The organism is Streptomyces sp. S6 (assembly GCF_054880855.1).
Genome location: NZ_JBTYMC010000224.1, coordinates 1 through 11,365 on the forward strand (window position 1 = coordinate 1; position 11,365 = coordinate 11,365).

Consider the following 11,365-nt stretch of genomic DNA (forward strand, 5'->3'; position numbering starts at 1 on the left):
CCGGTGACGGTGCGCACCAGCGCCCGCAGGCTCCTCGACCGGACCTCGCCGCTCGCCTCCGTCGAGGCGCTCCTCACCCGGCACGGCCTGCCCTCCGGGGCGCTCGCGGTCGAGCTGGCCGACGTCGGCCCGGCGGTGTCCCTGGAGGACCTGGAGCGTCGTCTGAGCGCGCTGCGGCGGCTCGGCGTCCGGATCGTGCTCGACGGCCTCGGCACCGGCTGTACGGGGCTCACGGCGCTGCGCAGGCTCCCCGTGGACGTCCTCAAGCTGGACCGGGGGCTCGTCGAGGGCGTCGTCGAGTCCGCGCGGCTGCACAAGATCACCGCCGGGGTGCTCAGGATCGCCTCCGACCTGGGGCTCGACTCCGTCGCCGAAGGGGTCGACCTGCCCGAACAGGTCGTCGCCCTGCGGGAGATGGGCTGCACCCACGGCCAGGGCACCGCCTTCTCCGCGCCCCTCGACGAGTACCGGCTGCGCCGCGCGCTCGCCTCCGGCCGCTACCCGGTCCCGCGCGGACCGGCGGAACCGGTGCTGGCGGGCGGGGGGCCGGCCCACAATTGAACACCGCGCCCGGCTCACATGTTGAGACCCCCGTCCCACCGGCTTGACAGTCGGTGCGCGTCGGGGGGAGGGTCAATGCCATGCGCACCCGAATTCTCGTACTTGGACAGCGCGTCGGCTGAAGCTGAGGACGCCCGGGAAGAACCCGGACCTCCCAGCGCACGCACCCGACGCGCTCCCCTCGCTTGCCATCCGGCACGAGGGGTTTTTTGTTGCACGGACGCCCTCCGGGCAGCAGCCGCACTCCGCACAAAACCCGCATAACACCCTCAGCATCGAGAAGAGAATGCCGATGACCGAGCAGGCCACCGGGGCCCCGCATCCGCAGCCGCGGCCCCGATCCGGAGGACACTCCACGCCCGTCGAGCACGTCACGGGCGCGCAGTCCCTCGTCCGCTCGCTTGAGGAGGTCGGCGCCGACACTGTCTTCGGCATTCCCGGGGGGACGATCCTCCCGGCCTACGACCCGATGATGGACTCCAAGCGGGTGCGCCACGTCCTCGTCCGCCACGAACAGGGCGCCGGCCACGCCGCGACCGGCTACGCGCAGGCCACCGGCAAGGTCGGCGTCTGCATGGCGACCTCCGGACCCGGCGCCACCAACCTGGTGACCCCCATCGCGGACGCGAACATGGACTCGGTGCCGCTCGTGGCGATCACCGGACAGGTCGTCTCCGCGTCGATCGGCACCGACGCCTTCCAGGAGGCCGACATCGTCGGCATCACCATGCCGATCACCAAGCACAGCTTCCTGGTCACCAAGGCCGAGGACATCCCCCGGACCATCGCGCAGGCCTTCCACATCGCCTCCACCGGCCGCCCCGGACCGGTCCTGGTCGACATCCCCAAGGACATCCTCCAGGCGAAGACGACGTTCTCCTGGCCGCCCGTCATGGACCTCCCCGGCTACCGTCCGGTGACCAAGCCGCACGCCAAGCAGATCCGCGAGGCCGCCAAGCTGATCACCGCCGCCAAGCGGCCCGTCCTGTACGTCGGCGGCGGCGTCCAGAAGGCCGGCGCGACGGCCGAACTGAAGGTCCTCGCCGAACTGACCGGCGCCCCCGTCGTCACCACCCTGATGGCGCTCGGCTCCTTCCCCGACAGCCACCCCCAGCACCTCGGCATGCCCGGCATGCACGGCACGGTCGCCGCCGTCACCGCCCTCCAGAAGTCCGACCTGCTCATCACCCTCGGCGCCCGCTTCGACGACCGCGTCACCGGCAAGCTCGACAGCTTCGCCCCCGACGCGAAGATCGTCCACGCCGACATCGACCCGGCGGAGATCGGCAAGAACCGCGCCGCCGACGTCCCGATCGTCGGGGACGCCCGCGAGGTCATCGCCGACCTGATCCAGGCCGTTCAGAAGGAGCACAGCGAGGGCCACCAGGGCGACTACGCAGCCTGGTGGAAGGACCTCAACCGCTGGCGCGACACCTACCCCCTCGGCTACGACCTGCCCAGCGACGGCACCCTCTCCCCGCAACAGGTCATCGAGCGCATCGGCAAGCTCGCCCCCGAGGGCACGATCTTCACCGCCGGCGTCGGCCAGCACCAGATGTGGGCCGCCCACTTCATCCAGTACGAGAAGCCCGCCACCTGGCTGAACTCCGGCGGCGCCGGGACCATGGGATACGCCGTCCCCGCCGCCATGGGCGCCAAGGCCGGACAGCCCGACCGCACCGTCTGGGCCATCGACGGCGACGGCTGCTTCCAGATGACCAACCAGGAACTCACCACCTGCGCCCTGAACAACATCCCGATCAAGGTCGCCGTCATCAACAACGGCGCCCTCGGGATGGTCCGCCAGTGGCAGACCCTGTTCTACAACCAGCGCTACTCCAACACGGTCCTGCACTCCGGCCCCGACGACGTCAACACCGAGGCGCGCGGCACCCGCATCCCCGACTTCGTCAAGCTGTCCGAGGCGATGGGCTGCCACGCCATCCGCTGCGAGTCCCCCGACGACCTCGACAAGGTCATCGAAGAGGCCAACGCGATCAACGACCGCCCCGTCGTCATCGACTTCATCGTCCACGAGGACGCCATGGTCTGGCCCATGGTCGCCGCCGGCACCTCCAACGACGAGATCATGGCCGCCCTGAACGTCCGCCCCGACTTCGGCGACAACGAAGACGACTGAGAGAAGGCTTCAGCAGAACATGTCCAAGCACACGCTCTCCGTCCTGGTCGAGAACAAGCCCGGCATCCTCGCCCGGATCGCCGCCCTCTTCTCCCGCCGAGGCTTCAACATCGACTCCCTCGCCGTCGGAGTCACCGAGCACGCCGACATCTCCCGCATCACCATCGTCGTGAGCGTCGACGCACTCCCCCTGGAACAGGTCACCAAGCAGCTCAACAAGCTCGTCGAGGTCCTGAAGATCGTCGAACTGGAACCCGCACAGGCCGTCCACCGCGAACTCGTTCTGGTGAAGGTCCGAGCGGACAACGAGACCCGCTCCCAGATCGTCGAGATCGTCCAGCTGTTCCGCGCCAAGACCGTCGACGTCTCCCCGGAGGCCGTCACCATCGAGGCGACCGGCGGCGCCGACAAGCTCGGCGCCATGCTGAAGATGCTGGAACCCTTCGGCATCAAGGAACTCGTCCAGTCCGGCACGATCGCCATCGGCCGCGGCGCCCGCTCCATCACGGACCGCTCCCTGCGCGCCCTCGACCGCAGCGCGTAATCCGTATACCGAGACCCGAAAACTTCCTCCCGCCCCGCCGTCATACGGTGGGGTGGGACGCACCACCCGTACTCAAGGAGAGAACCCAAAGTGGCCGAGCTGTTCTACGACGCCGACGCCGACCTGTCCATCATCCAGGGCCGCAAGGTCGCGGTCATCGGCTACGGCAGCCAGGGCCACGCCCACGCGCTGTCCCTGCGCGACTCGGGCGTGGACGTCCGCGTCGGCCTGCACGAGGGCTCCAAGTCCAAGGCCAAGGCCGAGGAGCAGGGCCTGCGCGTGGTGAGCCCGGCGGAGGCCGCCGCCGAGGCCGACCTCATCATGATCCTGATCCCGGACCCGATCCAGGCCAAGGTCTACGAGGAGTCCATCGCGCCGAACCTGAAGGACGGCGACGCGCTGTTCTTCGCCCACGGCTTCAACATCCGCTTCGGCTTCATCAAGGCCCCCGAGGGCGTCGACGTCGCCCTCGTCGCCCCCAAGGGCCCGGGCCACCTCGTCCGCCGCCAGTACGAGGAAGGCCGTGGCGTCCCCGCCATCGCCGCCGTCGAGAAGGACGCCACCGGAGGCGCGTTCGCGCTGGCGCTCTCCTACGCCAAGGCCATCGGCGGCACCCGCGCCGGCGTGATCAAGACGACCTTCACCGAGGAGACCGAGACCGACCTGTTCGGTGAGCAGGCCGTCCTCTGCGGTGGCACGTCCGCCCTGGTCAAGGCCGGTTTCGAGACGCTCGTCGAGGCCGGGTACCAGCCCGAGATCGCCTACTTCGAGTGCCTGCACGAGCTGAAGCTCATCGTCGACCTGATGTACGAGGGCGGCCTGGAGAAGATGCGCTGGTCCGTCTCCGAGACCGCCGAGTGGGGCGACTACGTCACCGGCCCCCGCATCATCACGGACGCCACCAAGGCCGAGATGAAGCAGGTCCTCGCCGAGATCCAGGACGGCACCTTCGCCCAGAACTGGATGGACGAGTACCACGGCGGCCTGAAGAAGTACAACGAGTACAAGGACGCCGACTCCGAGCACCTGCTGGAGACCACCGGCAAGCAGCTCCGCAAGCTGATGAGCTGGGTGAACGAGGAGGCGTGAGCCTCCGCCCGGGGGGCCGACGTGACGTGCGTCGGCCCCCCGGGCCGTAAATCGCCGGAGGCGACTTCGACACCACCCGGCGCCATTACACTGCTGCACAACACGCGTCAGGCCCACAGAGTCGTGCGTCTTCCGCGGTAGCCCCTCCTCCGCCTGCGGTCGCCGGGACGGCCGTCCGCACGCACTGGACCTGTGAGGACTCACGTGAGCTCGAAACCTGTCGTACTCATCGCTGAAGAGCTGTCGCCCGCCACTGTGGACGCGCTCGGCCCCGACTTCGAGATCCGGCACTGCAACGGCGCGGACCGAGCCGAGCTGCTCCCCGCCATCGCGGACGTCGACGCGATCCTGATCCGTTCCGCGACCAAGGTCGACGCGGAGGCCATCGCCGCCGCGCACAAGCTGAAGGTCGTCGCGCGCGCCGGGGTCGGCCTCGACAACGTCGACGTCTCCGCCGCCACCAAGGCCGGCGTGATGGTCGTCAACGCGCCCACCTCCAACATCGTCACCGCCGCCGAACTCGCGTGCGGGCTGCTGCTCGCCAGCGCGCGGCACATCCCGCAGGCCAACGCCGCGCTGAAGAACGGCGAGTGGAAGCGCAGCAAGTACACGGGCGTGGAGCTGGCCGAGAAGACGCTGGGTGTCGTGGGGCTCGGGCGGATCGGTGCGCTCGTCGCCCAGCGGATGTCCGCGTTCGGGATGAAGGTCGTCGCCTACGACCCCTACATCCAGCCGGCGCGCGCCGCCCAGATGGGCGTCAAGGTCCTGACGCTGGACGAGCTGCTCGAAGTCTCCGACTTCATCACCGTCCACCTTCCCAAGACCCCCGAGACCGTCGGGCTCATCGGGGACGAGGCGCTGCGCAAGGTCAAGCCGACCGTGCGGATCGTCAACGCCGCGCGCGGGGGGATCGTCGACGAGGAGGCGCTGTACTCGGCGCTGAAGGAAGGGCGCGTCGCGGGAGCCGGGCTCGACGTGTACGCCAAGGAGCCGTGCACCGACTCCCCCCTCTTCGAGTTCGACCAGGTGGTGGCGACCCCGCACCTCGGTGCTTCCACCGACGAGGCTCAGGAGAAGGCCGGTATCGCCGTCGCGAAGTCGGTCCGCCTGGCGCTCGCCGGTGAGCTCGTTCCCGACGCGGTCAACGTCCAGGGCGGGGTCATCGCCGAGGACGTCAAGCCGGGGCTGCCCCTCGCGGAGCGGCTCGGGCGGATCTTCACCGCGCTCGCCGGTGAGGTTGCCGTCCGGCTCGACGTCGAGGTGTACGGGGAGATCACCCAGCACGATGTGAAGGTGCTGGAGCTGTCCGCCCTCAAGGGTGTCTTCGAGGACGTCGTCGACGAGACCGTGTCCTACGTCAACGCGCCTCTCTTCGCCCAGGAGCGGGGTGTCGAGGTCCGCCTCACGACCAGCTCCGAGGCGACGGACCACCGCAACGTCGTGACCGTCCGGGGGACCCTGGCGGACGGCGAGGAGGTGTCCGTCTCCGGGACGCTCGCCGGCACCAAGAACGTCCAGAAGATCGTCGCCGTCGGTGAGTACGACGTGGACCTCGCCGTCGCCGATCACCTGGTCGTCCTGAAGTACGAGGACCGTCCCGGCGTCGTCGGCACCGTCGGGCGCATCTTCGGCGAGGCCGGCATCAACATCGCCGGCATGCAGGTCGCTCGCGCTGCCGCCGGGGGCGAGGCGTTGGCGGTCCTCACCGTGGACGAGGCTGTCGCCGCGGGCGTCCTGACGGAGGTCGCCGAGGAGATCGGGGCGACGTCGGCCCGTGCGGTGAACTTGGTCTGAGGTTTGGCCCACCCACCCACCCGTTTGCTGTCGGTTGGGGGGTGAGCGTCGAAAAGCGTTGGGGCGGGCCGAGTTTTCCGGGCCCGCCCCTTCGTGTTCGCCTCCGGCGGGGGGTGGTGGGTTGCCGCCGGCTGCGGGCTGCGGGCCGTGTGTGGCTGGTCGCGCAGTTCCCCGCGCCCCTTGGGGGTGGTTGCTGTCGGGGGTCCGGTGCGGGTGGTGTGTGGCTGATCGCGCAGTTCCCCGCGCCCCTGAGGGGGGTGCTGCCGGGGGGCTCCCATCGGGTGTGTGACGCAGCCCGTGGGCAGCCATGGCGTTGGACGGCGGCTATTGGTGGGCGCGGGGTTCCGCCGAGTGGGCGCGATTAGCCGTGGCGGTGGGTGGGCTGGTGTTGTTTGTTCGATGCGGGGTGAGTGGTGGTCTTTTAGGGGCGCGGGGAACTGCGCGATCAGCCACGGTGGTGCGGCAGTGGCTCACGCGCGGAAGCTCCCACGGCGGTGGGTGGACTGGCGTTGTTCATCCAACGCGGGGTGAGTAGTGGTCTTTTAGGGGCGCGGGGCTGCGCGTGGGCGCGATCAGCCACGGCGGCGCAGCAGTAGCCCACCGGCCGAAGCTCCCACCAACACCACGGCCCCGGCAAGCGCAGCCCCCTGCATTCCGGACGTGAACGCTTCCCTTGCGGTCACGGCCAACCCCGGCACCCGGTCGGCGACGGACAGTGCCCCGCCCAGCGTCTCTCGGGCGACCCCCGGAGCTGAACTCGGCATTTCGTGGCGGTAGATGGCGGTGCCGATGGAGCCGAGGACGGCCATGCCCATCGCCCCGCCGAACTCGGAGCCGGTCTCCAGGAGGGAGGCCGCGGATCCGGCCCGTTCCACCGGGGCGGAGCCCACCGCGAGGTCGGTCATGAGGGAGAGGACGGCGACGATGCCGGAGGACAGCACGCCGCAGGCGGTGAGGACGAGCCAGAGGGAGTCGGTGCCGGCGAGGGCGAGCATGGCGTAGCCGATCGCGGCTACCAGGAACCCAGTGGTCACGACGTACGCGCGGTCAACGCCCTTGTGGACGGCGTTGGTTGCGAGGGGGGCGGTGGCGCCGATGGGGACGGCCGGCAACAGGGCCCACAGGGACGCTTCCAACGCGCTTTTGCCGAGGACTGATTGGAGGTACTGGGTGGTGAAGAAGGCGGACCCCATCATTCCGAACGTGGCGACGAGGTTGAGACCGAGGGCGACCCCGAAGCCGCGGCCCCGGAACAACGCCGGGGAGATCATGGGGTGTTCGGCACGCCGCTGCCGTCGTACGAACAGCACCGCGAAGCACAGTCCGACTCCGATGGACAGCACGTACGTCCACTGGACCCCCTCGGACGGAATCTCCTTCAGCCCGTAGACGACGGGCAGCACGGCGGCCATGGACAGCGGAACGCTCACCCAGTCGAACGCCCCCGGCGAGGGATCGCGGGACTCGGGCAGCAGCACCGGCCCGAGCAGCAACAGCAGTGCCATCGCAGGCAGGTTGACGAGAAACACGGACCCCCACCAGAAGTACTGGACGAGCACACCGCTCATGACGGACCCGAGGGCGACCCCGGCGGTCATCACGCTGGACCACAGCCCGATCGCGGTGGCCCGCTGAGCGGGGTCGGTGAACATCGTCCGGACGAGCGCCATGGTGGACGGCATGAGGGTCGCCCCACCGACCCCCAACAACGCCCGCGCGGCGATCAACGTCTCGGCGGAGTGCGCGTACGCGGCCAGCAAGGAGGCCGCCCCGAACGCCACCGCCCCGAACAGCAGCAGCCGGCGCCGCCCGATCCGGTCCCCGAGGGACCCCATGGTCATGAGGAGCCCGGCGAGGACGAACGCGTAGATGTCGAAGATCCAGAGCTGCTGAATCCCGCTGGGCTCCAGATCCGCGCTGATCGCGGGCACGGCGAAGTAGAGGACGGACACGTCCATGGAGACCAGCAGCAGCGGCAGCATCAGAACGGCGAGAGCGGTCCACTCACGCCGTCCGGCACGGTTCACGTGCGTCGTCGAGTGCGTCATGCCGGGAAATATACAAGCGTATTAAACGCTTGTATAGGACGGGTGTGTAAGACGTCCGTATGGGACGTGTGTATGAATCGGCGCTAAGCTGGACTCATGGGTCACCGTGAAGATCTCCTGGAGGGCGCCAAACGCTGCCTCCTGGCAAAAGGCTTCGTCCGCACCACCGCCCGCGACCTCGTCAAGGAGTCCGGCACGAACCTCGCGTCGATCGGCTACCACTACGGCTCGAAGGACGCCCTGCTCGCCCAGGCGTACATCGCCCTCGTGGAGGGCATGGCGGACGGCTTCGAGGGCCTCGAACTCGCGGGCACGCCCGGCTCGTTGGAGCGTTTCGAGGCGGTGTGGACGAATATGGTGGCGACGATGAGCGGCCCCGGCTCCTTCTTGCGCCTCAGCATGGAGATCATCGTCATAGGTGACCAACTCCCGCAGGTGAGGGAGGAGTTGGCCAAGGCCCAGCGCGAGGGCTCACGCGGCTTCGTCGAACTCTTCACCGGCGTCCCGGAGGCCGAGGTGACGGACGAGACCACCGACACCCTCGGCCGCTTTTACTCCACGCTGATGCTGGGCCTGATCGCCCAGTGGACCTTCGACCCCAAGTCCGCACCGGACGCGAGCGCGTTGACGGAGGGGCTGCGCCGGCTCATGGACGCGGCGAACCCGAAGTGACCCGCCCGTCCCGCATCTCGACGACCCGGTCCGCGAAGTGCCGTACGACGGCGCGGTCGTGACAGATGAACAGGCAGCCGAGCCCCAGCTCGTCCCGTAGCTCGGCGAGCAGGTTCAACACCCCCGCCCGCACCGACGGGTCGAGCGCCGACACCGGCTCGTCCAGCACCAGCAGTCGCGGCTCGGAGGCCAACGCCCGCGCGATCCCCACGCGTTGACACTGCCCACCGGACAGTTCGTGCGGACGCCGCTTCGCGTGGGCCGGGTTCAGTCCGACCCGCTCCAGCAGCTCGGCCACTTGCCGCGGCCCGCTCTCCGTATCCCACCTCCCCTGCACCTTCAACGGCTCGGCGACGGCGTCCCGGACCCGCTGCCGAGGGCTGAGCGAGCCGTAGGGATCCTGGAATACGGGCTGTATCCGACGCCGCACCGACCGCAGCTCACGCTCCGCGAGCCCCGTCAACTCCCGCCCCTCGAACCACACTTCACCGGAGGCTGGCCTTCTCAGCTGGAGCACGGCCAGCGCGGTCGACGACTTCCCGCATCCACTGGGCCCGTCCAGCGCGAGCGTCTCGCCGGGGGAGAGGGTGAAGGAGACCCCGTCCACGGCGGTGGCGTCGCCGTAGCGGACGACGAGGTCGCGGACGTCCAGCAAGGGCTGATTCACAGACTCTCCCAGTGATGACACGCCACCATCCGCCCGTCCGCCTCCCGAAGCCCAGGCTCCTCCACCCGGCACACCTCCGTCGCGAAGCGACAACGCGGCGCGAACGCGCACCCCGCCGGAATCGCCCCCGGCAACGGCGCCTCACCGGCGAGCACCGGCAGCAGCTTCGGCCCACCCGGCCGAGGCAGCGAGGCCAGCAGCCCAGCCGTATAGGGCGCCCGAGGCTCCTCCAACACCCGCTCCACAGGCCCGACTTCGACCACCCGCCCGGCATACATCACCACCACCCGGTCGGCATGCCGCCGCACCGCCTCCACATCGTGCGTGACCAGCACCAGCGCCCCCGGCCGGGCCCGCAGCAGCCCCAGCACCAACTCCCGCCGCTCCTCGTCCAACGCGGTCGTCGGCTCGTCCGCCACCAGGATCTCCGGCTCATTGACCGTCGCCATCGCGACAACCGCCCGCTGCCGCATCCCCCCGGAGTATTCATGCGGATAGGCCCGAGCCCTCCGCGCGGCGTCCGGAATCCCCACCCGCTCCAACGCGGCGACAGCCGCCGCCCGCGCCGCCCTCCGCGACACCCGCCGCACCGACCGTACGGCAGCCGCGAGTTGATCCCCGACGGGATGCACCGGCGACAACGCCGACAGCGCGTCCTGCGGAACCAACGCGATACGACGACCCCGCTGCCCCGACAGATCCGGCTCCACGACCCCACCGCACACCGCCTCCCTCGGCAACATCCCGAGCAACGCCCGAGCCGTGAGCGACTTCCCGGCCCCCGACTCCCCGACGATCGCGAGGACTTCACCAGGCCGGACATCGAAGGAGATGCCCCGGACGGCCTCGACTCCGTCGAAGGAGACGCGGAGGTCGCGGACGGAGAGCAGCGGGACGACGCCGTCGGCCTTCTCCGGCGCAGCTTCTCCAACTAGCGTCACGTTCCTGAACTCCCCCTCATGGCAAGACACTTCAGCACCCGCCACGTCCGTACCCACTCCTTCCTCACGCCGCAAGAGACACCCCCGCATCCGCCCGCCCCTTCCGCCCCTCCAGGAACGCCGCCCCCGACACCGCGAGCCCCGCCAGGACAGCCAGTGCCACCGCCGGAGCCAGCGCGGCCCAGGGGGCCCGTTCCATGTACGCCCGCGACTCGTCGAGCAGCAACCCCCACTCGGGGGCCGGGGGTTGGGCGCCCAGTCCGAGGAAGCCGAGGGAGGCGAGGGCCAGTGCGATGCCCGGTAGTCGTAGCAGTGCGTGCCGGGCGACGGGGCCCGCGACCGTGGGCAGGACGTGCCGGGTGAGGATCCACAACGGGGTTGCTCCGATGGCGCGTTGGGCGGTGAGGAACGCCGACGCCCGTACCTCCTGCACCAGCGCGGCGGTGTGCGCGGCCAGCGCGGGCCAGGAGAGCAGGGCGACCGCCAGTGCCGCACCGCCCGTTCCGGGCCCGGTCGCGGCGGCGACCAGGATGCCGACGACGACCGGCGGCAGGGCGTTGGCGATGTCCGAGGCACCGGCCGCGACGCCGGGCAGGAAACCGAGGGCGAGCCCGACGGCCAGCCCCAGCAGGCACACGGCGGCGGCCGTCCCGACCGTCGTCGCGGCCCCGTGCCCGAGGCGGGCCAGCACATCCCGGCCCAGCCCGTCCGTCCCCAGCGGATGCCCCCAACTCGGCGCGGCGAGACGCTCGTTCGTGCGCACGGCGTACGGGTCCCGCAACAACCCCCACCCGATCGTCACCGCGAGCAGCGTGAACAGCGACACCGGTACGGCGACCGGCACCCGCACCGGACGCGGCGGCGGCAGCGCGAGCGACGCGTCCCGCAGGGCCGGTCCGAGCAGTCGGC

9 protein-coding genes and 1 pseudogene are annotated in these 11,365 nt (G+C 70.2%); 6 read left to right on the forward strand and 4 right to left on the reverse strand.

Annotated features, from left to right (window positions below; genetic code table 11):
• The 5 genes and pseudogenes from ACVNF4_RS25405 to serA all read left to right on the forward strand — a co-directional run.
• Window positions 1-608: pseudogene (locus tag ACVNF4_RS25405) on the forward strand (EAL domain-containing protein); the annotation flags it as partial.
• A 245-nt stretch (window positions 609-853) separates the two neighbouring features.
• Window positions 854-2,701, forward strand: a complete 1,848-nt coding sequence (locus tag ACVNF4_RS25410; protein ID WP_461805193.1) for an acetolactate synthase large subunit — start codon at window positions 854-856, stop codon at window positions 2,699-2,701.
• 19 nt (window positions 2,702-2,720) lie between these two features.
• A complete protein-coding gene (gene ilvN, locus ACVNF4_RS25415) occupies window positions 2,721-3,245 on the forward strand; it encodes an acetolactate synthase small subunit (protein ID WP_055723150.1) in 525 nt (174 codons plus the stop codon).
• 90 nt (window positions 3,246-3,335) lie between these two features.
• A complete protein-coding gene (gene ilvC, locus ACVNF4_RS25420) occupies window positions 3,336-4,334 on the forward strand; it encodes a ketol-acid reductoisomerase (RefSeq protein ID WP_461805194.1) in 999 nt (332 codons plus the stop codon).
• 204 nt (window positions 4,335-4,538) lie between these two features.
• Window positions 4,539-6,128: a phosphoglycerate dehydrogenase gene (gene serA, locus ACVNF4_RS25425; protein WP_461805195.1), complete on the forward strand. Its 1,590-nt coding sequence runs from the start codon at window positions 4,539-4,541 to the stop codon at window positions 6,126-6,128.
• Window positions 6,129-6,700: 572 nt separating this feature from the next.
• On the opposite strand, the gene ACVNF4_RS25430 is transcribed toward serA, so the two are convergent.
• Window positions 6,701-8,176: an MFS transporter gene (locus ACVNF4_RS25430; RefSeq protein ID WP_461805196.1), complete on the reverse strand. Its 1,476-nt coding sequence runs from the start codon at window positions 8,174-8,176 to the stop codon at window positions 6,701-6,703.
• Between the two features lie 96 nt (window positions 8,177-8,272).
• On the opposite strand from ACVNF4_RS25430, the gene ACVNF4_RS25435 reads away from it, so the two are divergent.
• Window positions 8,273-8,848: a TetR/AcrR family transcriptional regulator gene (locus ACVNF4_RS25435; RefSeq protein ID WP_461805197.1), complete on the forward strand. Its 576-nt coding sequence runs from the start codon at window positions 8,273-8,275 to the stop codon at window positions 8,846-8,848.
• Here ACVNF4_RS25435 and ACVNF4_RS25440 read toward each other — a convergent pair.
• From ACVNF4_RS25440 to ACVNF4_RS25450, 3 genes are all read right to left on the reverse strand, one after another.
• The gene (locus ACVNF4_RS25440; RefSeq protein ID WP_461805198.1) at window positions 8,823-9,515 is read right to left on the reverse strand and encodes an ATP-binding cassette domain-containing protein; all 693 of its coding nucleotides are present in this window, start codon (window positions 9,513-9,515) and stop codon (window positions 8,823-8,825) included. The genes ACVNF4_RS25435 and ACVNF4_RS25440 overlap by 26 nt on opposite strands.
• A complete protein-coding gene (locus ACVNF4_RS25445; protein ID WP_461805199.1) occupies window positions 9,512-10,456 on the reverse strand; it encodes an ABC transporter ATP-binding protein in 945 nt (314 codons plus the stop codon). The genes ACVNF4_RS25440 and ACVNF4_RS25445 overlap by 4 nt, the downstream gene beginning before the upstream one ends.
• A 64-nt stretch (window positions 10,457-10,520) precedes the next feature.
• On the reverse strand, window positions 10,521-11,365 hold an 845-nt coding region (locus tag ACVNF4_RS25450), incomplete at its 5' end, for an ABC transporter permease (RefSeq protein ID WP_461805200.1).

Coding starts and splice junctions, on each gene's coding strand:
- ACVNF4_RS25435 (WP_461805197.1), top strand. CDS start 8,273: ATGGGTCACCGTGAAGATCTCCTGGAGGGCGCCAAACGCTGCCTCCTG.
- ilvN (WP_055723150.1), top strand. CDS start 2,721: ATGTCCAAGCACACGCTCTCCGTCCTGGTCGAGAACAAGCCCGGCATC.
- ACVNF4_RS25410 (WP_461805193.1), top strand. CDS start 854: ATGACCGAGCAGGCCACCGGGGCCCCGCATCCGCAGCCGCGGCCCCGA.
- ACVNF4_RS25430 (WP_461805196.1), bottom strand. CDS start 8,176: ATGACGCACTCGACGACGCACGTGAACCGTGCCGGACGGCGTGAGTGG.